The organism is Brachybacterium sp. GPGPB12, from assembly GCF_038396325.1.
In the GTDB taxonomy this organism is placed as follows: domain Bacteria; phylum Actinomycetota; class Actinomycetes; order Actinomycetales; family Dermabacteraceae; genus Brachybacterium; species Brachybacterium conglomeratum.
On record NZ_CP149573.1, the window covers coordinates 2,716,965 to 2,741,354 of the forward strand.

General features: G+C 73.6%; 23 protein-coding genes and 4 pseudogenes. 19 read left to right on the plus strand and 8 right to left on the minus strand.

Annotated elements, in window-relative coordinates; translation table 11 throughout:
• The first annotated feature begins 173 nt into the window (after positions 1-173).
• The 11 genes and pseudogenes from WKH84_RS15815 to WKH84_RS15865 all read left to right on the plus strand — a co-directional run bounded on the left by WKH84_RS15815 (position 174) and on the right by WKH84_RS15865 (position 8,353).
• Complete coding sequence (locus WKH84_RS15815; protein WP_341854355.1) at positions 174-761, plus strand: Wzz/FepE/Etk N-terminal domain-containing protein; 588 nt, start codon at positions 174-176, stop codon at positions 759-761.
• Positions 698-1,786, plus strand: a complete 1,089-nt coding sequence (locus tag WKH84_RS15820; protein ID WP_341854356.1) for a polysaccharide biosynthesis tyrosine autokinase — start codon at positions 698-700, stop codon at positions 1,784-1,786. The genes WKH84_RS15815 and WKH84_RS15820 overlap by 64 nt, the downstream gene beginning before the upstream one ends.
• Positions 1,787-2,139: 353 nt before the next feature.
• Positions 2,140-2,397, plus strand: a complete 258-nt coding sequence (locus WKH84_RS15825; protein ID WP_341854357.1) for a hypothetical protein — start codon at positions 2,140-2,142, stop codon at positions 2,395-2,397.
• Positions 2,398-2,857: 460 nt separating this feature from the next.
• Positions 2,858-3,379, plus strand: coding sequence for an O-antigen ligase family protein (locus WKH84_RS15830; protein WP_341854359.1), 522 nt, complete (start codon positions 2,858-2,860; stop codon positions 3,377-3,379).
• Complete coding sequence (locus WKH84_RS15835; protein WP_341854360.1) at positions 3,358-3,564, plus strand: hypothetical protein; 207 nt, start codon at positions 3,358-3,360, stop codon at positions 3,562-3,564. Before WKH84_RS15830 ends, WKH84_RS15835 begins: the two co-directional genes overlap by 22 nt.
• Positions 3,561-3,881 (plus strand): hypothetical protein, encoded by a 321-nt coding sequence (locus tag WKH84_RS15840; protein WP_341854361.1) that lies wholly within the window; start codon positions 3,561-3,563, stop codon positions 3,879-3,881. The genes WKH84_RS15835 and WKH84_RS15840 overlap by 4 nt, the downstream gene beginning before the upstream one ends.
• Entirely contained in the window at positions 3,875-4,498 is a 624-nt protein-coding gene (locus WKH84_RS15845) for a hypothetical protein (RefSeq protein ID WP_341854362.1), read from the plus strand. The genes WKH84_RS15840 and WKH84_RS15845 overlap by 7 nt, the downstream gene beginning before the upstream one ends.
• A gap of 81 nt (positions 4,499-4,579) precedes the next feature.
• Entirely contained in the window at positions 4,580-4,966 is a 387-nt protein-coding gene (locus WKH84_RS15850; protein ID WP_341854363.1) for a hypothetical protein, read from the plus strand.
• Positions 4,967-4,983: 17 nt separating this feature from the next.
• Entirely contained in the window at positions 4,984-5,580 is a 597-nt protein-coding gene (locus WKH84_RS15855; RefSeq protein WP_341854364.1) for a hypothetical protein, read from the plus strand.
• A 289-nt stretch (positions 5,581-5,869) separates the two neighbouring features.
• A pseudogene (gene tdh / locus WKH84_RS15860) lies at positions 5,870-6,937 on the plus strand (L-threonine 3-dehydrogenase).
• A 200-nt stretch (positions 6,938-7,137) separates the two neighbouring features.
• A pseudogene (locus tag WKH84_RS15865) lies at positions 7,138-8,353 on the plus strand (glycine C-acetyltransferase).
• Positions 8,354-8,489: 136 nt separating this feature from the next.
• Here WKH84_RS15865 and WKH84_RS15870 read toward each other — a convergent pair.
• Positions 8,490-9,422 carry an MATE family efflux transporter gene (locus WKH84_RS15870; protein WP_341854365.1) on the minus strand — a complete coding sequence of 311 codons (933 nt, stop codon included), beginning with the start codon at positions 9,420-9,422 and terminating at the stop codon, positions 8,490-8,492.
• Positions 9,332-9,775, minus strand: coding sequence for an MATE family efflux transporter (locus WKH84_RS15875; RefSeq protein WP_341854366.1), 444 nt, complete (start codon positions 9,773-9,775; stop codon positions 9,332-9,334). The genes WKH84_RS15870 and WKH84_RS15875 overlap by 91 nt, the downstream gene beginning before the upstream one ends.
• A 392-nt stretch (positions 9,776-10,167) precedes the next feature.
• Here WKH84_RS15875 and WKH84_RS15880 point away from each other — a divergent pair.
• The 6 genes and pseudogenes from WKH84_RS15880 to WKH84_RS15905 all read left to right on the plus strand — a co-directional run.
• A pseudogene (locus WKH84_RS15880) lies at positions 10,168-12,876 on the plus strand (efflux RND transporter permease subunit); the annotation flags it as partial.
• Positions 12,877-12,943: 67 nt separating this feature from the next.
• Positions 12,944-13,840 (plus strand): efflux RND transporter permease subunit, encoded by an 897-nt coding sequence (locus WKH84_RS15885; protein ID WP_341856923.1) that lies wholly within the window; start codon positions 12,944-12,946, stop codon positions 13,838-13,840.
• 342 nt (positions 13,841-14,182) lie between these two features.
• Positions 14,183-14,689, plus strand: coding sequence for a hypothetical protein (locus WKH84_RS15890; RefSeq protein ID WP_341854367.1), 507 nt, complete (start codon positions 14,183-14,185; stop codon positions 14,687-14,689).
• Between the two features lie 81 nt (positions 14,690-14,770).
• Complete coding sequence (locus tag WKH84_RS15895; RefSeq protein ID WP_341854368.1) at positions 14,771-15,832, plus strand: HAMP domain-containing sensor histidine kinase; 1,062 nt, start codon at positions 14,771-14,773, stop codon at positions 15,830-15,832.
• Positions 15,829-16,518 carry a response regulator transcription factor gene (locus WKH84_RS15900; RefSeq protein ID WP_341854369.1) on the plus strand — a complete coding sequence of 230 codons (690 nt, stop codon included), beginning with the start codon at positions 15,829-15,831 and terminating at the stop codon, positions 16,516-16,518. The genes WKH84_RS15895 and WKH84_RS15900 overlap by 4 nt, the downstream gene beginning before the upstream one ends.
• A 206-nt stretch (positions 16,519-16,724) precedes the next feature.
• Positions 16,725-17,354 carry a hypothetical protein gene (locus WKH84_RS15905; protein ID WP_341854370.1) on the plus strand — a complete coding sequence of 210 codons (630 nt, stop codon included), beginning with the start codon at positions 16,725-16,727 and terminating at the stop codon, positions 17,352-17,354.
• A gap of 167 nt (positions 17,355-17,521) precedes the next feature.
• On the opposite strand, the gene WKH84_RS15910 is transcribed toward WKH84_RS15905, so the two are convergent.
• From WKH84_RS15910 to WKH84_RS15935, 6 genes and pseudogenes are all read right to left on the minus strand, one after another.
• Positions 17,522-17,761 carry a hypothetical protein gene (locus WKH84_RS15910; protein ID WP_341854371.1) on the minus strand — a complete coding sequence of 80 codons (240 nt, stop codon included), beginning with the start codon at positions 17,759-17,761 and terminating at the stop codon, positions 17,522-17,524.
• The gene (locus WKH84_RS15915) at positions 17,734-19,248 is read right to left on the minus strand and encodes an ABC transporter transmembrane domain-containing protein (protein ID WP_341854372.1); all 1,515 of its coding nucleotides are present in this window, start codon (positions 19,246-19,248) and stop codon (positions 17,734-17,736) included. Before WKH84_RS15915 ends, WKH84_RS15910 begins: the two co-directional genes overlap by 28 nt.
• A gap of 31 nt (positions 19,249-19,279) precedes the next feature.
• On the minus strand, positions 19,280-19,993 hold the full coding sequence (locus WKH84_RS15920) for a hypothetical protein (RefSeq protein WP_341854373.1): 714 nt from the start codon (positions 19,991-19,993) through the stop codon (positions 19,280-19,282).
• A complete protein-coding gene (locus tag WKH84_RS15925) occupies positions 19,990-20,436 on the minus strand; it encodes a hypothetical protein (RefSeq protein ID WP_341854374.1) in 447 nt (148 codons plus the stop codon). Before WKH84_RS15925 ends, WKH84_RS15920 begins: the two co-directional genes overlap by 4 nt.
• Before the next feature lie 132 nt (positions 20,437-20,568).
• A pseudogene (locus WKH84_RS15930) lies at positions 20,569-21,357 on the minus strand (ferritin-like domain-containing protein).
• Between the two features lies 1 nt (position 21,358).
• Entirely contained in the window at positions 21,359-22,363 is a 1,005-nt protein-coding gene (locus WKH84_RS15935; protein WP_341854375.1) for a hypothetical protein, read from the minus strand.
• Between the two features lie 518 nt (positions 22,364-22,881).
• Here WKH84_RS15935 and WKH84_RS15940 point away from each other — a divergent pair.
• Positions 22,882-23,415, plus strand: a complete 534-nt coding sequence (locus tag WKH84_RS15940) for a hypothetical protein (protein WP_341854376.1) — start codon at positions 22,882-22,884, stop codon at positions 23,413-23,415.
• A 406-nt stretch (positions 23,416-23,821) separates the two neighbouring features.
• The gene (locus WKH84_RS15945) at positions 23,822-24,388 is read left to right on the plus strand and encodes a hypothetical protein (RefSeq protein ID WP_341854377.1); all 567 of its coding nucleotides are present in this window, start codon (positions 23,822-23,824) and stop codon (positions 24,386-24,388) included.
• Positions 24,389-24,390: the final 2 nt, after the last annotated feature.

The following is a 24,390-nucleotide window of genomic DNA, read 5'->3' on the forward strand; positions in this document are numbered from 1 at the left end:
TCGGGCGAAACGGACTGGTCGGGCGAAGTCTAGTCCCGCCGGGAAGGTGCACAGGAAGGCCCGGTTCGGTCAATAAGTCCGTTTTGGGTGGTTTCAGGGTACACTGTCGCTGTGCATCCAGGACCGCACCTCCGAGGTGCGGCCCTGTCCCTAGGAACTGGAGCGAGGCTTCTGTGGAACTCCACCTCTACCTGCGGCACCTCCGCGAGCACTGGCGTTCCGGACTCGTCGTGGCTCTGATCGTGATCCTGGCCGTCGCCGGTCTGACCGCGATGCAGACCCCGATCTACCGTGCGTCGACGCAGGTGTTCGTCCAGGTGCGCCCAGGCGCGGGGGTCGGCGACCTCAACAGCGGCGCCAGCTATGCGAGCCAGCAGATCGCGAGCTATGCCGAGCTCGCGACCACCCCGTACGTGCTGGACCAGGTGATCGAAGAGGAAGGGCTCGATACGACTGCCCAGGACCTCGCGAGCTCCATCGAGGTCAACGTCTCTGACGGCTCCTTCCTCATCGGCATCGTGGTCTCCGCCGCCGATCCGCGGGTGGCGTCCCGGGTCGCCAACTCCGCCGCGGCGAACTTGCAGGAGGCAGTGGCCTCGCTCAGTCCGGAGGGGGCCACCAGCTCCGTGGAGCGCGCGTGGTCGCCGAGGCTCCCGTACCGACCGTGCCCAGCTCGCCGGACACCATGCGCAATGCGATGCTGGGGGCGGTTCTCGCGTCGCTCGCCGGCATCGCGACCGCTCTTGTGCGGTCGTTGCTGAACACCCGCATCCGCTCCGTCGAGGATCTTCAGGGCGCGACGGATCGGACCGTGCTGGGAGCGATCCCTTCCAGTCGCGGCTCTGAGCAGGCCTCCCGCGTCCTCATCGAGAACCCCTACTCCGTGGCCGCCGAGGCGTATCGAGAACTGCGTACCAACCTGCAGTTCATCAAGCTGGTGGAGAACCGCCGCAGTGTCCTGGTCACGTCCTCCCTCCCCGGCGAGGGCAAGTCCACCGCGACCATCAACCTCGCCCACGTCCTGGCCATGTCGGGAGAACGGGTCCTCTTGATCGATGGGGACCTCCGCTCTCCTTCCGTGCACAAGATTCTCGGGCTCGAGGGCGATGCCGGTCTGACGACCCTGCTGATCGGGCACGCGGAGATGGACGAGATCGTGCAGTCCGCCGGGGTCGACGGGCTCGATGTCATCGCTGCCGGAGCAATCCCGCCGAACCCCTCCGAGTCGCTGGGCAGTCCGGCGATGGCCGAGATCCTCGCGAAGGCATCTCAGCGTTACGACGTCGTCCTGATCGATGCGCCGCCGTTGCTCCCCGTCACCGATGCCGCGGTGCTCTCGCAGACCGTGGGCGGCGTGCTCGTGGTCGCACAGAGCGAGGCCGTGCGCCGTGCCGAGTTCGAGCGAGCGTTGGCCAAGCTCGAGAACGTCGACGCGAATGTGGTGGGTCTGGTGCTGAATCGAGTGCGCGGCCTCTCGAGCTCCCAGTACGCCTATGCGTCGCCCGAGGCGCGAGCGCTCGTCGGACCGGTCGGCCAGTCGGCCGACACCTCCGGGAACGGCGAGCGGGCGAGCTTCTCGCAGGTCCTGACGGACTCCGAGGTGCAGGAGAAGCGCTTCTACGCCCACTCGGACGGTGGTGGTGAATACCAGGGGGTCCTCCGTGCTTCCCCGCCGAGCAGGCCGGCGCGCCGTGCGGCCGTGCGCCGGCCGAGCTCCAGCGGCGACCCTGACGCCGATGCAGAGAACGAGTTCGAGCGTCTCGGCGGCCGGCGCAGTGAGCGGTGAGCCGCCGTGTCCGCCGCGGAGGGCGACCGTGCGCGGTCCGTTCTCGTCGTCTGCACCGCGAACATCTGTCGCTCGCCCCTAGCGGAGGGTCTGCTCCGGGCGAGCCTGGAAGGCACCGGACTCACGGTCCGGAGCGCCGGGATCCAGCCCTTGGTCGGGCACCCGGCGGTTCCGGAATCAGTGGACTATCTGCGTCGGCGCACAGGGGTCACCCTCCGGCACCACGGCAAAGCACTGACCTCTCAGCTGGTCAGCGGGTCCGGGGCCATCCTCACGATGACCGAGCGGCAGAGAGCCGAGGTGGTGCGCTTCTCCCCGGAGCGCTGCGTCGAGTCTTCACCCTGCGGCAGTTCGTGCGGCTCGAGCCCTACCTGCCCGGAGGATCCGTGTTCGGTGGTGTGGACCAGCTCGCCGAGGCGCTGGCCCGTCGCCGTGCCGTCGCCGGCCCCGCCGCGGAAGGTGAGGACGATGTCGTCGACCCCTACGGCGGAACCCCCGAGATGTACGAGTACAGCTTCGCTCTGATCGCACGGTCGACCTCTCGCACGGCCGACGTCTTGCGCGCGCGGATCACGTGCCGTGACTCCGAGTCGATTCCGCCCCCGCGATGATTCCGGGGGCGGGCGGACGCAGAGGGACGGCCCGCGGACCTGCCCGGTCGCTGGGATGGGTGCTTGCCGTCTGGATGCTCTGGATCGTCGTCGTCACCGCGCTGTCCGGGCGTGCTCTCGCGTACGCGGCGCCGTACCTCGCATTTCCGGTTCTGCTCTTCGGGGGTTTCCTGCTCGGCGGATTCGCCGGGCGATGGGCGGACGGATCGGTGCTGTGGGTGCCCGGGAGTCTGCGCGGCGGAGGAGGCGTCGGCCGGGGCGTCGGACCGGCCGGGATGTCCGAGGGCGGTGACCGTCCCCGGCGCGCGCGAGCCCGGAGGGCCGCCGCGGCCTGGGGCGTGCGCCTGTCGCCGCTCGCCGCGCTCGCGGTCCTCCTGGCGCGCCGCGACGTCTATGCGAACGCGCAGGCCGCCTCCGGCGTCCAGATCATGGCCGCCGCGGGTCTGCTTCGCTCACGTCGGTGCTGCGAATCGGCGCGGGGACGTGGGGACGGCCGATCCGTGCCCTGCTGCTCGCGGTCTCGGTGCCCCTCGCGGGACTGGCCGGGGCGCTCGGTGCGGTGCTTGCACTCCGCGCCCAGGCAGGTCTCGTCCTCGCGGAGCCGCTCTTCGCGGTGATCGTGCTCGCTCTGGTCCTGCCGTCGGCTGTGCCGCGCCTGCTCAGCTTCGGCACCGGGGTCGGCGTCATCGGCGGGGCACTGGTCGTCATGGTCTGGCTGACGCTCCTGCCCGTGTGGCCGCGCTGGCTCGACGATGAGCAGAGCCTGAGCTCCGCACGCCACCAGCTCTGGCGCGACGCGCTCTCCCTGTGGAGCGAGCATCCTCTCCTCGGCGGCGGACCCGGCTCCTTCTACGACAGCTCCGCGATCGCCCGGTCAGCGGCGCATCTGTACGCGCGCACTCCTCGGTCCTGCAGGTCGGTGCGGAGCTGGGGACTCCTGGAGTCCTGCTGTTCCTGGCTGTGGTGTTGCTTTCCGCGCTGATCGCCGCGCGGGCGAGCCGACCCCGCGCCCTGATCGGCGTCGCCGCCTGGAGCGCGCTGGCCGTCCACTCGATGATCGACCACCTCTACGAGTTCCCGATCGTGGTGGTGCTCGCCGGGGCCGTGATCGGCTGGGCGGGTGCACGCACGCACCCGCCGCCGACCTCTGGCACCCTGGCCCCATGACCTCCCTCCCCGCCGTCCTCCCTGCCGACAGCCACGTCCACAGCGAGTTCTCCTGGGATACCGGAGGCCCGGGCTCCGCCGCGCGCGGCACCATGCGCGCGACCTGCGAGCGGGCCGTCCGGATCGGCCTGCCCGGCCTGTTCTTCACCGAGCACCTCGATCTCGAGGACTCCTGGTTCACCGATCCCGAGGACTTCGCCGACCACGAGCGGCACCTGGTGGGGGAGGACGGCGTGGTCGCGGTGCCGCGCTTCGACGTCGAGGGCTATCTCGAGGAGATCGACCGCGCCGCCGCGCCGCCTTCCCGCAGTTGCTGATCGGCACCGGCCTCGAGTTCGGCCAGCCCGGCCTGCGCACCGACGCCGCTCGTGCCCAGCTCGACCTCAGCGCCTTCGACCGCATCATCGGCTCGCTCCACACGGTGCCGATCGAGCTCCCGTCGGCCGATCGGGAGAGCGGCGGCCCGGAGCGGCCGGCCGACGGGGCGCGGCCTCCGCGCCCGGAGCACCGCGCCGAGCCGAACACGCTGTTCCGTCGGCGCCCCGCGCTCGAGGTGGTCCGTGACTACCTCGCCGAGGTGCCCGCGCAGGTCGCCGGCGAGGGGCCGCACGAGGTCGTCACCCACCTCGACTACGCGGTGCGTCGCTGGCCAGAGGAGACCGAGGGTCCCTTCGACCCCCGACCCCTCGAGGAGGAGCTCCGCGGCGCGATGCGCGCGATCGCCGGCGCCGGGCGCGCGCTCGAGATCAACACCCGCCGCCTGCGCCCCTGGATCCCGCAGTGGTGGGCCGAGGAGGGCGGGGAGGCCGTCAGCTTCGGCAGCGACTCCCACACCCCGCTCGCCCTGGCCGCGAACTTCCCCGAGGCCATGGCGCTGGCGGACTGGGCCGGCTTCCGACCCGGCCGCGACCCGCGCGAGCTCTGGCGGCGCTGAGGCGAGCGCAGGGGACGACATGGGGGAGAGGGTGCAGTGAGAGAACCCGGGACCGTTCGGGACCCGTCGGCGGATCGCGATGTGGGCCCTGGCCGTGGCGTTGATCATCGCGCTGGCCTCGGCGGTGGCGCGCGCCGTCACGCCGAGGCGCCGCGCGCGTGCGGGGAGGAGTACCTCGCCGCGCTCGCCGCCGGGGACCGCGAGACGCCGCGGGCGCTCGGCGCCTGGTCGCCGGGGGACTCCTCGACCCTGCCGCTGGACCGCGAGGGGACCGTGCCGACCACGGGGCCGCTCGAGGAGCCGCGGGTCGAGGGCGGCGAACGGCACGCCCAGGACCGTGACCTGGAGGTCACGGCCACCCAGGACGGGCGGCGGCTCTCGGGTCGGGTGCGGGCGACGGCGGTCACGGACCCGGAGCCGGGTGCGCCGCGCTGGCAGCTGCCCTCCTCGCCCCCGGCGCTCTGCTGATCGACCTGCCGGAGGAGGTGTCGGCCGCGCGGGTCAACGGCGTCGAGATCTCCGCGGAGGATCTCCGCGGCGCGGACCGGCCTCTCGAGTCGCTCGCCATCCCCGGCGATTACACCGTCGAGGCGGTGCCCGCGAGCGAGCACCTCGTCGCCGCGCCGCAGGAGGTGCAGGTCCTCGCGGCGGTCGCCGACCACGACCACCCCGTCGCCCGGGTCGATCCCCGGCTCTTGTTCACGCCGGAGGTGGTGGCCGGCGTGCGGGCCGACGCGCTCGCGGAGCGGGACCTCTGCGCCGAGGAGCGGGAGCGCTTCACCGGGTGCGGCGCCGCGCTGGGACTCCTCGCAGAGGGCGAGCGGGGCGGGACCGTGCACTGGGAGTTCGACGACGAGCCCGAGCTCGAGGTCGATTACCGCGGCGACGGCGTCGGCTTCGTGGACACCGCCAGCTACGCGGACGGCGGCGGCCCGACCGCCACGGTCACGCTCACTCCGGCAGGCGGCGGACAGCCCCGCGCCCTCGAGGTCCGCTACCGGATCGCGGGGAACGTGACCCTCGAGGACGACGGCTCGCTGAGCACCGAGATCGCCCTCGAGGCGGATGCCGTCGCGCCGTGAGCCCCCACGGGCTCCCGCCCCTCGGACGGCTCTGGCTGAGAGGTCCCGCCCGGTCTCCACGCCCTCGAGGTCGCGGCCGCAGGTCGCGGCGACCTCGGCACGCGCGGGCTGGCGCGGTCCCCGTCACGGCGGGCCGTCGCCGGCTTCGCCCTCTACCGGCTCGCCCCGTATCCTCGTCGCGTCGGTCCACATCCCGGACCGGCGGTCCGTCCCGGCGCGGGGCCCATCCCGTCCCGCCCGTCCGACGCGACCGAGCACGCTCCCGCGCGGAGCAGGACGAGGAGGTCTGATGCGCGCACTGCGCAAGGTCATGCCCGGCGCGGGCCTGGAATGGATGACGGTCGACGAGCCCGGCCGCGGGCCCTGGGATGTGAAGGTGCGCGTGCGCGCACCGGGATCTGCGGCACGGACCTGCACCTCCTCACCTGGGACTCCTCCGCGGAGGCGATGTGCGACTCGGTCCCCTTCACTCCCGGCCACGAGTTCTACGGCGAGATCGTCGAGGTCGGCTCCGAGGTCGACGACGTGCGCGTCGGCGACCGCGTTTCCGGCGAGGGGCACGTGGTGTGCGGGACCTGCCGCAACTGCCGTGCCGGACGCCGCCAGATGTGCAACCGCGTGCGCTCCGTGGGCGTGCGGCCGCGAGGGCGCCTTCGCCGAGTACGTGTCCGTCCCGCACGAGAACGTGTGGGTGCACGAGCACGACGGCGGTCAGGAGCTGATCAGCCCCGAGCTCGGCGCGGCCTTCGACCCGCTGGGCAACGCCGTCCACACCGCACTGAAGTTCCCCCTGGTGGGCGAGGACGTGCTGATCACCGGCGCCGGCCCGATCGGGCAGATGGCCGCGGCCGTCGCCCGCCACGCCGGCGCCCGCTACATTACGATCACCGACATCTCCCCGGAGCGGCTCGCGATGGCGGAGGACTGCGGCGCCGACGTGGTCCTGGACGTCTCCACCACCCGCGTGCTCGACGCCCAGCGCCGGCTCGGCATGCGCGAGGGCTTCGACGTGGGCCTGGAGATCACCGGCCAGGCCCGCGCCCTGCAGGAGATGATCGAGAACATGAACCACGGCGGGAAGATCGCGCCGCTGGGTCTGCCCTCGCGGCAGTTCGAGATCGACTGGACCGCGGTCGTCACCCGCATGCTCACCCTCCAGGGCATCTACGGCCGCGAGATGTACGAGACCTGGAACGCGATGTCCGCGATGCTCTCCACCTCCCGCACCCTGCGCACCGCGATCGAGCGCACCATCACCCACGTGCCGCCCGCCGCCGACTGGGAGGACGGCTTCGCCCTCGCCCGCGAGGGGAAGGCCGGCAAGGTGCTCCTGGACTGGAGCGACGTCGGCGACTGACCTCGGCCGGTCGTCGGCCCCGCGCCCCCGCGCCGGCCCATGCCTCCGTCGCCCCCACCCCGTCGCACTATTCGGCGCTCCCTGCGTGACCTCAACTCCCATACGCCGCTGAGGTCACGCACAGGACGCAGAATTGTGCACCCCACCCCCACCCCGCGACCTCACCCCAGCCCCGCTCCCGACCCCAAGGACCCACACCCATGTACACCGACCTCAAGGACCAGCTGACCGCCGAGCTCGACGAGATCGAGCAGGCCGGCACCTTCAAGCACGAGCGCGTCATCTCCACCGCGCAGTCCGGCCGCATCACCGCCGGCCCCGTCGGACGCGACGGCGCCGAGGTGCTGAATTTCTGCGCGAACAACTACCTGGGCCTGGCCGACGACGAGCGGCTCGTCGCCTCCGCCAAGCGCGCCCTGGACGAGCGCGGCTTCGGCATGGCCTCGGTGCGCTTCATCTGCGGCACTCAGGACCTCCACCTCGAGCTCGAGCAGGCGCTGTCCGCCTTCCTCGGCACCGAGGACACGATCCTGTTCTCCTCCTGCTTCGACGCGAACGGCGCCGTCTTCGAGCCGCTGTTCGGCACGGAGGACGCGATCATCTCCGACGCCCTGAACCACGCCTCCCTCATCGACGGGATCCGCCTGTCCAAGGCCGCCCGCTTCCGCTACGCCAACGCCGACCTCGACGACCTGCGCACCCAGCTCGAGGCCGCCGCCGCGCCGCACGACGGCAGGGGCGCGAGGCGCACCGTCATCGTCACCGACGGCGTGTTCTCGATGGACGGCTACCTCGCCCCGCTGCCCGGCATCTGCGACCTCGCCGACGAGTTCGGCGCGCTGGTCATGGTCGACGACTCCCACGCCGTCGGCTTCATGGGCGCCACCGGCGCCGGCACCCCCGAGCACTTCGGCGTCTCCGACCGGGTGGACATCTTTACGGGCACCTTCGGCAAGGCGCTCGGCGGCGCGAGCGGCGGCTACGTCTCCGGCAGGCGCGAGATCGTCGCGATCTCGCGCCAGAAGGGCCGCCCGTACCTGTTCTCCAACTCGCTGGCCCCCTCGATCACCGCCGCGACGCTCACCGCGCTCGAGCTCGTCGAGGGCGCGCCGAGCGCGCGCGACCCTGTTCCGCAACGCCGGGCTGTTCCGCGCCCGGATGGGCGAGGAGGGCTTCGAACTGTCGCCCGGCGAGCACGCGATCGTGCCGGTCATGTTCGGCGACGCGGCGCTCGCCGCCCGGATCGCCGACGCCATGCTCGACCAGGGCGTGTACGTCACCGCGTTCTCCTACCCGGTGGTGCCGAAGGGGCAGGCGCGCATCCGCGTGCGGCTCTCCGCCGCGCACACCGAGGAGGACATCGAGGCGGCCGTGCGCGCCTTCATCGCAGCCCGCGAGGCCGTGCAGGCCGGCTGACGACGACAGGACGGCGGCCCCGAGCCGACGGTTCGCGCTCGGCCGCGGACGTCCGGCCGGGTGGGCCGAATGAAACTGCGCTCCCTTCGTGACCTCAGCCCTTATATGGCGTTGAGGTCACGCAGGGAGCGCAGAATTATGCGCGGCCCGGATGGTGTGGCGTCTCGTCATCCCAGCCGCATCCAGTCGTCGGTGCGCACGCGCAGGCCGAGGCTGACCGCACGCGAAGACCATGAAGAAGAAGTTGCAGGCCAGCCACAGCAGCGCGAGCCCCAGCGGGCCGCCCGGTGCCCACAGCGCCACCGCGATCGCGCCGGGCAGGATCAGCACCGCGATGAGCGAGCCGACCTTCGCCAGGTAGGGCGCGTCCCCGGCGCCCATCAGCACCCCGTCGAGCACGAACACGTACCCGGCGATCGGCTGGGTGATCACCAGCACCCACAGCGCCGCGCGCAGGCTCTCCTGCACAGCGACATCGGGGGTGAACAGCGAGGGCACCACGTAGCTGGCCGCCAGCAAGCATTACCGCGACGACCGCGCCGCCGCCCACGCCCCACACCATGAGTCGCCGTGTCACGGCGTGGACGGTGCGCGGGTCGGAGGCGCCGAGATACCGGCCGGTCAGCGCCTGCCCCGCGATAGCGAGGGAGTCCAGCGCGAGGGACAGCACCGTGAACACCGTGGTGGTGAGCTGGTGCGCGGCCAGTCGCACGTCGCCGAGCCCGGTGGCGACCACGGTCGAGGCGATCACCACCACCCGCAGGGACAGGGTGCGCACGAACATCGGCACGGCGTCCCGGCCCACGGCGACGAGGTTCGCCGGTCGCAGCCCCAGCCTGATCCCCTCGCGACGGGCGCGACGGACGATCGCCGCCAGCGAGACCAGCGCCATCCCCCACTGGGCGATCACCGTGCCGATCGCGGAGCCGGCGATCCCGAGGCCGGCGCCGAAGATGAGCAGTGCGTTCAGCGGGATGTTCACGATCGCGCCGCCGACGGCGACCGCCAGCGGCGGCGTCGCATCCTGCAGTCCGCGCACCAGACCCGTCGCGGCCTGCACAGCGAGCATGGCGGGCAGGCCGAGGGCGCTGATGCGCAGGTAGATCGTCGCCTCGACGAGCACCTCGGGGAGGGGCCGAACAGGGCCAGCAGCGGCTCCCCGGCCACCACCAGCACGAGCGCCGCGGCGGCGCCGACGAGCGCCGCGAGCCAGCAGGCGTCGATCCCGCGCGAGATCGCCTCGCGGCGGCGGCCGGCGCCGAAGGAACGGGCGACCGCGGCGGTGGTGGAGTAGGCGAGGAACACGGCCAGCCCCACGACGGTGGTGAGCACCGTCGAGGCGAGGCCCAGGCCCGCGAGCGAGGTCGTCGAGACGCGGGCGATGAACGCGGAGTCGGCGACGACGAACAGCGGCTCGGCCACGAGCGCGCCGAGGCTCGGGATCGCCAGGCGCAGGATGTCGCGGTCGACGGTGCGCCGCGCCCTCTCCTCGCGCGGCTCGGCGATCGGCGCTTCCCGCGGCTCGGCCGTCGGCGCGCTCGCGGTCGCCGCCCGTCCGCTCCTCGCGGTCTCCGGCGGTCGGCCCCGAGGGTCCGTCGTCCCTCAGCTCGTCGGGCTCGTCGGGAGAAGGAGCAGGGGTGGGCACCCCACCATTGTGCGACGAGCACCCGACCATCGTCGGTGCCGGGGTCACAGGTGCGCATGAGACAGTTCCTGCGGAGCACTCCGCCCTGCGCCCCCGGCGCGGCGACGGGGCCCACGCCCCGCCGGACGGCGGGGCCCCACCCCGTCGGACCGCCTTCCCGAGGAGCAGGATGAATCGCCTTGCCCGCCTGAGCCTGAACAACAGGTCCTTCATCGCCCTGGTGTGCATCGCCGTGTCGATCATCGGCGCGTTCATCATGACCACGATGCGCCAGGAGCTGATCCCCTCGGTCTCCCTGCCGCAGATCCAGGTGATGACCACCGCCCCCGGTTCCTCGTCCGAGCAGGTCAGGGACCGGATCACGAGCCCCGTCGAGCAGTCGCTGCAGGGGCTGGAGAACGTCGAGGCCACCTCCTCGACTTCCCAGGCGGGGCTGTCGATGGTCACCGTCGAGCTCACCTACGGCACCGACGTGGCCCGCTCCTCGAACCAGGTCGACGCGGCGCTGAGCCGCATCGAGGAGCGACTCCCCTCGGACGCGGACCCGCAGGTCATCTCCGGCGGCACCAGCGACCTGCCCGCCGTGGTGCTGTCGGTCTCCTCGGACCTCGACCCCTCCGACCTCGCCTCCCGCCTCGACGCCTCGGTGACCCCCGAGCTCGAGCGCATCGGCGGGGTCTCCTCCGTCGCGGTGATCGGCGCGCCCGAGCAGATCGTGCGCATCACCCCGGACGAGGCCGCGCTCGCCGAGAACGGCCTGACCGAGGACGACATCTCCACCGCCCTGGACGCGAGCGGCCTGTCCCTGCCCGGTGGCTCCGTCACCGACGGGGACCGCACGCTGGACGTCGTGCTCGGGCAGAGCATCGACAGCCTCGAGAGCCTCGAGGGGATCGTGCTGATGCCGTCCGACGACACCTCGGGCTCCGGCGGCGACGACGCGCAGGGCGCCGGCCAGCAGGGCGCCGACGGACAGGCCGCGGGCGGCCAGCAGGGCGCCAACCAGCAGGGCGCGCAGGGCGCCGACGGGCAGCAGACCCAGCCCGGCACCGCCCCGGGCGAGCCCGCCGAGCCGGTCACCCTCGGCGAGGTCGCCACCGTTGAGCAGACCACCGAGGACCCCACCTCCGTCTCGCGCACCAACGGCCGCGAGTCGCTCGTGGTGATGGTGACCGCGACCGTCGACGGCAACGTCGTGGACATCTCCGGGGACGTCGAGAGCGTCCTGGACGACACCCTCGCGGGTGTCGGCGGCGACGCCCAGGCGGACGTCGTCTTCGACCAGGCCCCCTTCATCCAGGAGTCGATCCTGGCGCTGGCCGAGGAGGGCCTGCTGGGCCTGCTCTTCGCCGTCGGCGTGATCCTGCTGTTCCTGCGCCGGGTGCGGCCCACCGTGGTCACCGCGATCTCGATCCCGACCTCGCTGCTGATCGCGTTCATCGGCATGTACGTCACCGGGTACACGCTGAACATGCTGACCCTCGCGGCGCTGACGATCTCCATCGGCCGCGTGGTGGACGACTCGATCGTGGTGATCGAGAACATCATGCGCCACCTCGCCTACGGCAAGACCAAGCGCCGCGCGATCCTCGATGCGGTCGGCGAGGTCGCCGGCGCGATCACCGCCTCCACCCTCGCCACCGTCGTGGTGTTCCTGCCGATCGCCGTGGTCGCGGGCATGGCCGGGGAGCTGTTCCGGCCCTTCGCCCTCACCGTCGGCATCGCGATGCTGTCCTCGCTGCTGGTGGCGCTGACGATCGTGCCGGTGCTCGCGTACTGGTTCCTGAAGCCCCCGAAGGGCCACGAGGACATCGACCCTGACGACGCGGCGCAGGTCGCCGCGATCCGCGAGGACGCCGAGGCGAAGGAGGAGCGCACCTGGTCGCACCGCCTCTACGCCCCCGTGCCGCGGGCGACGCTGGACACGCCGCCCCGCCGCCTGCTCACCCTCGGCGGCGCGGTGATCGTGCTGATCGGCGCGTCGCTGCTGATCCCGCTGGTCAACGTCAGCTTCCTGGGCGACACGGGGCAGAACATCGCCTCGATCACCCAGACCTTCCCGGCCGGCACCAACCTCCAGCAGGCCTCCGACAAGGCGGCCGAGTCGGAGGACGCGGCGCTGGAGATCGACGGGGTCGAGACCGTGCAGACCACCATCGGCGGCGGCCAATTCGGCATGGGCGGCGGCGGCGAGAACGAAGTCAGCTTCTCCATCACCACCGACGCCGACGCGGACCAGGAGGCGCTGACCGAGGAGATGGTCTCCGCCCTCGAGGCTCTGCCCGAGCCCGGCGAGGTCGAGGCGGCCGACGTGGCCTCGCCCACCGGCTCGAACTCGGTGGACATCATGATCACCGGCCCCACCGCGGAGGACCGTCAGGCCGCGAACGACGCGATCCTGGCCGAGCTCGACCCGTTGCCGGACGGCGTCTCCGAGGTCACCAGCGACCTCGAGGGCGACCAGCCGACGGCCGTGGTGACCGTGGACCGTGAGGCCGCGGCGCGGATGGGGCTGACCGAGGAGGCCGTGGTCGGCCTGGTCGCCCAGCAGATGTTCCCCGGGGCGATCGGCACGATCACCCTCGAGGACGACGAGCTGGACATCTACGTCGAGGGCGGCGAGAGCGTGGACACCTTCGCGCGCCTGCAGGACCTCGAGCTGATGGGCTCGATCCCGCTGACCGACGTCGCCTCGGTCGACGAGGAGCTCTCCCGCCCCTCCATCTCGACCCAGGACGGGCTCGAGACGGTCACCGTCTCGGTGACGCCGGCCGGTGAGGACGTGGGCATCGCGACCCGCGCCGCGAACGACGCGATCGCCGCGGCGGACCTGCCCGAGGGCGTTGAGGCGACCGTGGGCGGCACCGCCGCGGACATCGACGAGACCTTCGGACAGCTCGGCATCGCCATGGTCGCCGCGATCCTGCTGGTGTACGTCTTTGCTGGTGTGGATCTTCAAGTCCCTGATCCAGCCGCTGATCCTGCTGGTCTCGATCCCCTTCGCGGCGATCGGCTCGCTGGGCCTGCTGGTCATCACCGGGGTGCCGCTGGGGTCGCCGTCGATGATCGGCCTGCTGATGCTGGTGGGCATCGTGGTCACCAACGCGATCGTGCTGATCGACCTGGTCAACCAGTACCGACGCCACGGGATGGCTCTGGACGAGGCGGCGCACCTCGGCGCCTCCAAGCGTCTGCGCCCGATCCTGATGACCGCGGCGGCGACGATCTTCGCGCTCGTCCCGATGGCGCTGGGGATCACCGGCAACGGCGGGTTCATCGCCCAGCCGCTGGCCGTGGTGGTCATCGGCGGTCTGATCTCCTCCACCCTGCTCACCCTCGTGATCGTGCCGGTGCTGTACCGGATGGCGGAGGGCCCGGGGGAGCGGCGCCGGCTGAAGGAGGAGGCCCGCACCGCGGAGCGTCGCAACGGCCGCTCGCGCCGTGCGGAGGCCGGGCGGCGCGAGGCCGAGGGCGATGCCCCGGTCGACCACCTCGCCGCGAGCGAGGCCGGCGGCACCGTCGGCACCGTCGGCACGGCCGGAACCGGCGGCACGACGGCCGGCGGGGCGACGCCCGCCGGGGCCGCCGGGAACGGTGGCGTGACGGGCGCCGGCATCGACCCGGGCTCGACGGGCGCTGGCATCCGATCCGGGCGCGGCGCATCCTCGGCACCCGGCCGTCGTGCGACGCTCACCGACCAGCGGCGGGACCTCGCCCAGCGGCGTCCTGACCTGCGCGGCGCCTCCGGCTCCGGGGCCGACGGTCAGGGCCGGAAGGGCCGGTCGATGAAGGAGCGCGGCGGGATCGTGGGGATCGTGAAGCGGCGCCTCGGCCGCGACTGATCCACGGGGCGGACCCGGGAGGGGCCGGGCGACCACGCGTCGCCCGGCCCCTCCCGGGTCCCGGCGTCTCACGGCCTGCCCGCCCCGCCCCGTCCCGCCCCGTTCCGGCCTGCCCGTCCCGCCCCGTCCCGGCCGGCCCGCCCCAGCCTGCTCCGTGCCTGTCCCTCCCCGCCCTCCCCGCCGTCCCCGTCGGACGGGGGATGGTCAGGTGATGGCGCATGGCGTACCTCTATGCCGTTATTGGCATAGTGGTGCCGTATACGCCATCAGCCGACCATGGCCCCCGCACCGTCCCGCTCCGGGACCAGGTGGGATCCGGAGCACGAGCGGGAGGAGCACGTGGTGGCCGACGAGACCCGCCCGATCGGCACCTGCACCTCGCGCCGCCCGTCCCGCACCCGCACCCCGCGCGGGCCGAGCCGCTGGACGGTCCGCACCCGCGTGCTCTCGACCCTGCTCGTCTTCATCGCCGGCGGCCTCGCCGTCACGGGCGTGCTCACCTTCGCCGCGCAGTTCCGGGCCCTGGACCAGCGGGTCGAGGCCGAGCTGTGGCAGGAGCACAGCGAGCTCTCGCTGATCGCCAACTCCACCGACGCGGACGGCGAGACGATCCACACCACGGTCGACAGCGTGCTGGTCAACGCCACCGACTCCGCCGCCCCCTCCGACCACGAGTCGGTGATCGCCCTGATCGACGGGGAGAAGCGCTACCAGCCCCGCCAGCAGGACTTCGCGCGCTGCCCGAGCCGCCCGAGGACGCCTCGCACGCCGAGGCCGCGGCGATCACGGCCGAGTCCGAGATGGTTCTGGCCGAGATCCTCGACGCGCAGGTGCCGGACAGGACCGTGATCGTGTCGATGGAGGCCCACGGCCGGGACCTGCGCGTGCTGATCGCGTCGGTCTCGGTGGCCGGCGACGAGCGAGCAGGGCGTGTTCGTGGTCGCCAACGACATCGGCGCGCAGCGACGCGAGCTGTGGCAGAGCGTGGCGCTGTTCTCGGGGATGTCCGTGCTGGCGCCGCTGCTGGCCGGCTGGGTGGGCTATGTCGTCACCGGGCGTCTGCTGCGGCCGCTGGTGGACCTGCGCGGCGCGACCGAGCAGGTCACGGTCACGGATCTCGAGCACCGGGTGCAGGTCCCGGACGGCGGGGACGACATCTCCGCGCTCGCCCAGAACTTCAACCGCATGCTCGAGCGGATCCAGGAGGGCTTCGCCGAGCGGCGCCGCTTCATGAGCGACGTCGGCCACGAGTCGCGCACCCCGCTCACCATCGTGCGCGGCACGCTGGAGACCACCGACGTGCAGGACCCCGACGACGTCGCCGAGTCGCACCGGATCGCGATGGAGGAGCTGGACCGGATGGGCCGCGTGGTCGGGGACCTCTCCGAGCTCGCCGCCTCCTCCCGCCCCGACTACGTGAAGCTCCGCCCGGTGGACCTCGCCTCCTTCACCCGCTCCGCCTTCGCCCGCATCGAGCACATCGGGGAGCGGGAGTGGATCCTCGAGCGCACGGCCGACGTGGTCGCCGAGGCCGACGAGCGGCGTCTCACGCAGGCGGTCGTGCGGCTCGCCGCCAACGCGGTGCGCTACAGCGACGAGGGGAGCCGGATCTGGCTCGGCGTGGACCAGGTGCTCGGGCCCGAGGGGCCGGAGATCCACGTCAGCGTGCGCGACGAGGGCGTGGGCATCGCCGAGGAGGACCAGCGGCGCGTCTTCGAGCGCTTCACCCGGGCCGAGGGCGCGCGTGGCGCCGGCTCCGGGCTGGGCCTGCCGATCGTGCAGGCGATCGCGGAGGGCCACGCCGGGGCGGTGCGGTCGCTCTCCCGGCTCGGCAGGGGATCGACCTTCACGATCGTGTTCCCGCAGTTCAGCGCCGAGGCCCCCAGTGCTGTCGGCGAGGGTGCGGAGCCCGGGAGCGGTCATACTGGGACGCGGGCGACGCACCGCTCCGACGACGAGACCGACGAGCCACCCCGGAGGGAGCAGGGATGAGGATCCTCATCGCCGAGGACGAGGCGCGGATCGCGCGCTTCATGGAGCGGGGCCTGAAGGCCAACGGCTACGCGACCACCGTGGTGGAGGACGGCATCGCCGCGCTCGACCTCGCCTCCGGCGGGGAGTTCGACCTGCTGATCCTCGACGTGGGCCTGCCGCGCATGGACGGCTTCCAGGTGCTGAAGGCGGCGCGCGGCATGGACGTGCAGATCCCGATCCTGATGGTCACCGCCCGCACCGGCGTGGAGGACACGGTGCAGGGGCTCGAGAGCGGCGCGAACGACTACATCGCCAAGCCCTTCCGCTTCGAGGAGCCGCTGGCGCGGGTGAAGCCGCGGGCCCGGGAGGCGACCGCCGGCGCCGGCGCCGTCAGCGCCGATGTGCTCACCCTCGGGGACCTGTCCCTGGACCTGCGCGACCGTATCGCCGAGTGCACCGTCGACGGCGCCCCGCGCGAGGTGGAGCTGTCCTCGCGCGAGTTCACCATGGCGCGCGTGTTCCTGGAGAATCCGGGCCAGGTCCTCACCCGCGACCTGCTGCTGTCGAAGGTGTGGGGCTACGACTATGACGGCGCCTCGAACGTGGTGGACGTGTACGTCGGCTACCTGCGCGGCAAGCTCGGCGCGCCCCGCCTGGTGACCGTGCGCGGGGCGGGCTACAAGATGGTCGACCCCACCGCCTGAGCGCCCCCGCCGGTCGCGCCTTCGCGGGTCGAGGCTTCGTCGGCCGCACCCGCTCTCCGGCCGGGTCCGCGGTCCGGCCGCGCGTCTCACCGGCCGCCCCTCTCGAGGCCGCGTCGCCGCAGGCCACGGCCCGCGACGCCGGTTCATGAGAGTCCTCTCATCGATCCTTCACAGGCGTCTCATCGCGCGCTGGGAGCCTCGCCGACATGAAGGCTCTTCGCACCACCGGGATCATCGTGTCCGTCGCACTCGCCGCGGCCGCGCTCGCCGTGCGCCCTCGGTCGAGGAGGAGGCCCCGCAGGAGCGGGCCGGGATCACGATCGGCGACGCCTCCGATGCCGGCGGCGACGCCCGCGCCGGTGGGGTCGCCGGCGGGGAGGACCCCGGCTCCGCCGACGGGACCGACCCGGCGGCCGCGGGCGCGGATCCGTCGGCCGACGGCTCCGCCGTGGCGGCCGCCCCGCCCGGCCGCGACCGAGCGACCGGTGCGCGGGATCCACTCCGACACCGGCGTCGGTGCGATCGAGGCCGAGCCCTCGCCCGAACCCGAGCCCGAGCCGGCCCCTGCCCCTGCGCCCGCCGCCCCGGCCGAGCAGCAGCCCTCGACCGGCGGCTCCTCCTCCGAGGGCTCCTCCTCCGGTGGATCCTCTGGCGGGTCCTCCTCCGGAGGCTCTTCGTCCGGCGGCTCTTCCTCGGAGGGCTCGAGGCCCGCGCCCGCGAAGCCCGCACCGGCGCCTCCGCGGCGTCCCTCCGGCGTCTGCGAATGGGACGACGGCGAGCTCGAGTGCGACGACGACGATGATGACGATGACGACGATGATGACGATGACGACTGAGCCGGCACGACGCCGCCCTTCGGCCGACAACTGAGCCGGCCCCGCAGGCATCGTTTCCGCACAGACAGAGCCCGGAGCACAGACAGAGCCCGGACGGCAATGGCTCCGTCCGGGCTCATTCTCTCCGACTCCCCGGCACCCCGCCTGTGCGGGATGCCGGGGAGGCCTCAGTCCTCGTCCTCGCCGTCGGCGTGGCCGCCCACTGGCTCCCGCCGCGGCATCGTCCCGGCCTGCAGGGCGTGCGGCCGGTGCTCGCGCGCGCCCAGCCAGCGCGCGAGCCTCCCGGAGCCGGCCATCACCACCACGCCCGGATAGGAGCTCAGCACCCGGTCCAGCATGCGCCGGCCGTCGTCGTCGAGGTCGCCCTCGAGGCCGTCGATCAGCAGCAGCGGCGGGGTGCCGTACATCGCGCGGGCGAGTGCGAGTCGGGCCCGGTCCGAGCGGTCCAGCGGCTCCCCGCCGCGGCGCGCGGGGTGCGACCCCCGCGGGGGAGGGAGTCGACGTCAAGCCCCACCAGGTCGAGGATCTCCTGGTCGTGGGCGGCGTCGAGGTCGGGGCGGCGGTAGCGCGGCGCCCGCCCCACGGTCCCGCGCTCGAACACGGTGCCGGCGGCGGCATGGCCCACCAGGCGCCGCACCCGCTTCGGGCCGAGCGTGCGCAGGTTCTGCCCGTCGACCCACACCGAGTCCGGTGCGGCGAGCTCGGGGCCGGGGGAGAGCTCCAGCACCCGGCGCAGCGGCTCCTGCGGGGCGCGCGGATCCTCGGAGACCAGGCGCACCCGGTCCCGGAGCCCGGCCACCAGCGGTGCATCGCCCGCAGTGAGACCGGGCGGCTGCAGGTGCACCGATGCGGACCCGTCGGCCACCGCGTTCGGGGCCTCGACCTGGGCGGAGAGCCGGCGGCGCTCCTCGGCGCGCGGCGGCGGCCGCTCGGCCCCGGCCAGTGCCGGGCCCAGCACCATCCGGGCCGCGAGGAGGGTCTGTCGGTACTCGACGATCCGCCCGATCTCCAGCACCGGCGAGGAGGCGATCCCGGCCACGGCCATCGCCGCCATGGTCACGCCCGGGGACTGGCCCAGGTAGATCCCGGTCGCAGCCACCAGCAGTGTGGTCAGGGTCGAGGCGACCACGCCGCCGGCGCGGAGGGTGCCGACGGTCTCGGCCCGGTCCACCGCGATCTCCACCAGGTTCCCCGAGGCCTCGCGCAGGTTGCGCGGCTCCCGCTTCGACCCGCCCGCGGCGAGGATCCCCTCGGAGGCGGTGACGGTGTCGGCGATGCGGGAGGCGAGACGGCCGCGGGTGCGGCGCATGCGCCGGGTCTTGATCAGCGCGGTCCGCGCCCACACCAGCAGGCACAGCCCCAGCACGACCAGCGGCACCGCCATCGCGAGGGCGAGCGGCGGATGCAAGACGACGAGGGTTCCCAGACTGCCCAGGATCAGCGGCACCCCGACGGTCAGCGGGGCGATGCCCTGGGAGACCCAGTTGCGCACCCCGGAGAGGTCGTTGGTGGTGCGGGCGACGGTCACGCCGAGCGAGGCCGAGTGCCCGGGGGTGAGCGCATCGCCCAGCAGGGTCAGGCGCGGCTGGTGGACGTAGTCCTGGCCGAGCTTCTCGGCGAGCACGCGCTGGTGCACGGTCAGCGCCCCGATCGCCAGCGCGGTCAGCACCAGCAGCAGCAGGGCCCGCAGCAGGATCGGGGACATGCCCGCGGGGGCGCTCTGCAGGGTCACCAGCGCCCAGGCGGACAGCGCGCCGAGCGCCGCCTGCCCGAGGCCCAGAGCCACCAGCCCGGTCAGCCACAGCCGACGCCGTCCCCTCATCAGCGGGGGCAGCGGTGGAGGGTTCTTCAGCGACCCGTTCGCCTGCGGCTCCGGCTCGCGCTGACGACGCATCGCCCCGCCTTCCGGTCGGCTCGCCGCACGGTCACGACGCATCGGCGATGCGCTCCTCCAGCAGGTCCTCGACCAGCCCGTGGGCCACCTCCGCCTCGGTGAGGTCGAAGGTGGAGACCACGGGCACATCCAGGGCGCGGCGCGCCTCCGCGGTCGCCAGCGGCGAGCTGGTCACCACGCCGGAGACGACCGACGGCGCCCGACCGAGGTCTGCGAGCGCGGTGACGCCGCCGACGGCGCCCAGGGCGTCGCCGGCCGCGAACACGACCCGGTCCACGACCCCTCCGACCTCGGCATCGGCGAGCAGGCGCGCGGTCTCGCCCTGGTACACGCCGTCGGCGATCTCCAGCGACACCACGTCGGGACGGGCGGCGCCGCCGGCGAGCTCGTCGGCCATCGACAGGAACAGGTCCCGCACCTCCTCGACGTCGACCTGGAAGGTGGAGGAGTAGCCGAAGTCGGTGAAGTCCAGGACGCGGTGCGCGCCCGCGTCGAGGAAGAGGCCCACGTCGTTGCCCGCGCCGGTGCCGGTCACCTTCCCTGCGGCGACGCGCAGACCTGCCGCGGCGAGGCCGTGCGCGAGATGGGCCAGCACCGTCGACTTCCCGGAGTTCATCGAGGTGCCGAGCACGGCGATGACGGGGGCGTGATGGGCGGGGCGGTCGGTGCGTGCGGTGATCGAGCGCAGCACCTGGTGGGCGGCGGTGCGGGCGAGGGTGAGCGGGCCGTGCTCGTCGCGGATCACACCGATCGGCTCGATCTCGGTGGGGGAGCCGACGCCGGAGGCCGCTCGAGCACGCGGGAGGCGAGACCGCCGGCGGCCGCGAGATGGGCGGGACCGAGGTCGCCGGGGATCATCGCGAGGAACTGGTCGGCGGCGTAGCGGTCGCCGTAGGCGACGACGATCTCGTCGCCGGGAAAGAGGATCTGGCGGCGGGAGACGGGGCTCTCCAGGCGCTTGTGATGGCCGACCTTCGTCACCTCGGCGAGGAGCACCTCGCCGGGCCGCGGGACGTGCTCGCCGGTGATCAGCTCGACCTCGCGGGCGCGGCGCAGGTGCGCGCCGACGGTGCGGGTGGAGAAGGAGTGCTTGGCGCGCTCGACGCGGGAGCGCACGTCCTGCGGCGCCCTCGCGGAGCTCGTGGCGGTGAGCGGCGCGGCGGTGGTCTCGGGGTGCAGGATCGTCATCTCGGGGCTCCTCGGTGGGTGGGTCCGTGGCGGACCCTGGGGCGGGTCTGCCGTACGAGGAGCAGTGAACCGACGTCGGATGAAGCGCCGATGAAGCGATGATGAGACGGATCTCAGGAAAGAATCTGCAGGTCAGGCAGGTACACCGAGGCGCGCGAAGGCGTTGCGGAAGATCGTCAGCCCGTCCAGGCCGTGCATCTTCTGGACCCGCTTGTCGAGCTTGTCCAGCTCGTCGCCCTGATGGGCGAAGAGGTGGTTCATGACGTGGCGCACCTCGGACTCGTCCATCATCCCGCGCCCACCGGCTTCCACACCTTCGACATCACCAGGCGCACCAGCTTCGGCGCGCGCTCGGAGGCCTCGAGGTACCTCCGCGCCGAGGTCGTGTAGTAGGCGACGTGCCGCGTCTCCCTGCTGCGCGATCCGCTTGAGCAGCGGAGTCATCACCGGGTGGTCGACCATGGCGGAGAGCCGACGGTAGGCGGCCACGGCGGAGAGCTCGTTGGCCGCGCCCCAGGTCATGTGCACCGCGAGGAAGTCCTTGCCCACCAGGTTCGACAGCGAGGACTGCTTCATCGGACCGAGCGCGGCACGCCAGCCGAGCTTGACGCGCTTGGCCTTGACCTCGTCGTAGTCCACGACGATCCCGTGCCGGCCGAGCACCCGGGCGAGGGCCTCGCCGTGCCAGTACTCCTCGCGGTTCCACACGGTCATGAAGCCGCCGGCCTCCTCCTCGCGGTGCGAGGGGGTCACCAGCAGATCGCGCAGGAAGCAGGAGGTGTGGTACTCGACGTCGCACATGTAGCGCAGGGAGCGCAGGGTCTGCGCGTCCAGCGGTCGCTCGTCGAAGAGGTCGAAGTCGAGATCCGCGTACTTGACGGGCAGCGAGGTCTCGGCGAAATGATCGATGTCGAAGGCCATGTCACGCTCCGGAACGGGGCAGGGAGAGCAGGTGGGCGTCGGGGAGGTCCGGGCCGGGCAGCGACCGGGTGATCTCCCGTCGGGCGCGGTGGAGGCCGGCGCGGTCGCGGGGATCCGCGCCCAGCACCTGCAGCGCTGCGTCGAGGTCGGGGTCGGGGACGCCGCCGCCGTGCGCGGGGAGCCCAGGCTCAGCACGAGCCGTGCGACGACGGCCTCCTTGCGCGAGCGGGTGATGCGGCCGATGGCCTCCTGGGTGAAGAAGTCGACCGCCGCCTCCTGGCGGGCGCGCACGGTGCGGACCACGCGCTCGGCCTCGCCGCCCAGGCGCCGTGCGATCGCGTCGAGGCCCGCCACGAGCGAGGCCTCCTGGATCGCCATGCGGGCCATGTGGCCGGCGGCGACGGGCTCCCCGGCCGCGGCGTTCCACAGCGGGGTCAGCAGCGGCTGGACGCGGTCCACGTGGAGGCGGTGCGAAGACGGCAAGGCGGCTCGGCCGACGGGACGGGGCGGGGCGCTCGACGGGATGGTCGCCGGTGAGCAGATCGCGCGCCGCACGGGCCTGCCAGTGGCGGTCCACCAGCCAGGTCGCGAGGAAGGCGGTGATCCGGGCCTCGTTCGCGGTCACGGTCGAGAGCATCGTCCGCGCCTCGGCGAGCCCGGAGGACTCCATGCGCTGCAGCACGCCGAGGGCGAGGCGCTCCTGGTCGCGCAGCGGCTCCTGGGAGGCGAGGAGCTCGGTGTCGACGGCGATCCGGCGGGTGCCGCGCCTGGTGTACGCCTCGACGTCGAAGTCGGTGCGCGCAGACGGGGGTGATCGTCTTGTCGAAGTGGAGATGGCCGGCGTAGCGGCCGGTGGTCGGCATCGACGCGTGCGGATCCGGGGTTCCGACGGGGCCCGGGGATGCGGCGGACTCGGGGAGGGAGCCCCTGCGCTCCGTGCCCTCGTGGTCCGGTCCCTGTCGTCGTCGGCATGAGCCGACGGGTCCGCGGTGAGGTCGACGGTCACCTTCCACCTCTCTCTCAGGATCGGGTCGGCGGGCGGCGCGGGACGTCGCACCGCGGCGGCGCGACCGGGAACAGTGTACGGAGAAGCCCTGGAGGATGCCCGAGCGCGAGGGCAGGCCGGGCGATGCCCGGCTTGGTAGGTTTCGTCGTGTGATGACCTCAGGTGCCGCCTCGCCGCCGGTGCCGGGCGACGACCGCGCCGGGCGGGACCTGCCCGGACCCGAGGCGCGCGCATCGCGCCGCACCCCGCCGAGCTCCCGCTCGCCCGCCCCCGGGACGTGGCGCAGGCGGCCGCCCGGGTGAGCGATCTCATCTCGGCCGGACGCCTCCAGGAGGCGCGCCGCCTCGCCGCGGAGTTCCGACGCCGCACCGCCCTCCCCGCGGACCGCGCCGCGCCGCTGCGGGCGGCGGCGCGCGGCGCGCCGCGGAGCGGGGACGCCGCGCAGGCCGAGAGCGACTCCGCGGACCTCGTCTCCCCTGTCGCACCGCAGCGGACGCACCGAGCAGGCCGCGGCCGTGGTGCAGGTCCTGCTCGAGCGCGGCCCGCTCGCCGAGGCGCCCGACCGGACGGGCACCGGGGGCCGGGGTCGACGCCGCGGCGAGGCCCTCCGCGCCTCCGCACCGATGCTCGCCGTCGTGCGCGCCCTCGAGGCCAGCTCCCTGCCCGGTCCGGACGGGGGGCGGGGCGGCACCGTCGACCCGCGCCGCGCCGTGGCCCGGTTCCGTGCCGCGCTCGCCGCCCTTCCCGAGGTGCGCGAGGCGCCGCTCGAGGACCCCGAGCGCGAGCCGCGGCTCCGGCTCGCGCAGGCCCTCGAGGCCGTCGGGGACGTCGACGGGGCCGTGAGCCTCGCCCTCGACGTGCTCGAGCTGACCGCGCAGCAGGCGACGGAGCGCGGCGAGGCCCCCGCGGACCCCTGGCGCCTGGAGACCGGGGCCCACGCCCTCCTCGCCCGCTTGCTCCGGCAGGAGCGGCCCGTCGTCGCCGCGCACCACGCCCTCGAGGCGCTCGGCGGGCTCGCCGACGTGGACGACCCCCGCTGCGGATCGGGCTGATCACCTCCCTGCCGCAGGCGCTGATGGCGGCCGGCGCGACGGATCTCGCGGGCTTCACCGCAGGGCGCCTGCTGTCCCTCCAGCGCACCCTCGAGCAGGACCGGTCGCGGATCGCCCCGCTCCTGGCCGTCACCGCCCAGCGCCTCCAGGCCGAGCGGCTGGACGCGCTGTGGGTGCCGCTCGAACAGGCCCGCGCCCTCGCTCGCGAGCACCGTGACCACCGCTCCCTGCTCGAGGCGGCACGGCTGGCCGCGAGCCTCCACGAGCGCGCCGGCGACCACGCGGCCTCCCTCGGGGAGGCGCAGCGCCTGGCCGCGGCGGCGCGCTGGCTCGTCGACGACCTCGACACCCCGCGCGAGGAGCGCTCCGAGAGGCGCGCACCGAGCTCAGCGCGAACGCCCTGGCGATGCGGCGGGCGCTGGACCTGGGGCGCTCCGGGGCGGTGCACGTCGCCGCCCGCGAGATCGAGCGCCGCACCCGCCCCGACTCCGGCTGGGACCTGCCGCCCGAGCCGCTGTGGGACCACCTGGTCGATGCCCGGATGGGGGTGCTGATCGTCGCCGGCGATGCGCTCGCCCGCGGGGAGCAGGGGACCGACCAGGCCGGCTACGAGGCCCGCCGCCGCGAGGTGCTCGAGGCGATCGGACAGATGCCCGAGGGGCACGACGCGCGCGCCCGCTACTGGGCGGCCTATCTCGACGACCGCCACGCCGACCTGCTCGCCCGGCGCGGCGAGACCGCGGCCGCGCGCCGCGCCGCCCGCCGGGCCCGCTCCGCCTACGAGGCGCTGGGCCGCGACGAGGACGCCGCCCGGGTCGCGAGGCTCGTGACGGAGCTGGAGGCGGCGCGCGAGGCCGAGGGCGGAGCCGAGCGGACCGGGCACGGGGCAGGGCACGGAGCCGGGCGCGCCGCCGACGTGCGATCCGGGCGCGACTTCGAGGACGACGGCGACGAGCGGGCGGAGAGCGCCTGAGC

Coding starts and splice junctions, on each gene's coding strand:
- WKH84_RS15910 (WP_341854371.1), bottom strand. CDS start 17,761: ATGTACGGCACCCCGCCGCTGCTGCTGATCGACGGCCTCGAGGGCGAC.
- WKH84_RS15870 (WP_341854365.1), bottom strand. CDS start 9,422: ATGCTCGCTGTGCAGGCCGCGACGGGTCTGGTGCGCGGACTGCAGGAT.
- WKH84_RS15945 (WP_341854377.1), top strand. CDS start 23,822: ATGCGGCGGGCGCTGGACCTGGGGCGCTCCGGGGCGGTGCACGTCGCC.
- WKH84_RS15900 (WP_341854369.1), top strand. CDS start 15,829: ATGAGGATCCTCATCGCCGAGGACGAGGCGCGGATCGCGCGCTTCATG.
- WKH84_RS15925 (WP_341854374.1), bottom strand. CDS start 20,436: ATGACGATCCTGCACCCCGAGACCACCGCCGCGCCGCTCACCGCCACG.
- WKH84_RS15820 (WP_341854356.1), top strand. CDS start 698: ATGCTGGGGGCGGTTCTCGCGTCGCTCGCCGGCATCGCGACCGCTCTT.
- WKH84_RS15905 (WP_341854370.1), top strand. CDS start 16,725: ATGAAGGCTCTTCGCACCACCGGGATCATCGTGTCCGTCGCACTCGCC.
- WKH84_RS15915 (WP_341854372.1), bottom strand. CDS start 19,248: ATGCGTCGTCAGCGCGAGCCGGAGCCGCAGGCGAACGGGTCGCTGAAG.
- WKH84_RS15840 (WP_341854361.1), top strand. CDS start 3,561: ATGACCTCCCTCCCCGCCGTCCTCCCTGCCGACAGCCACGTCCACAGC.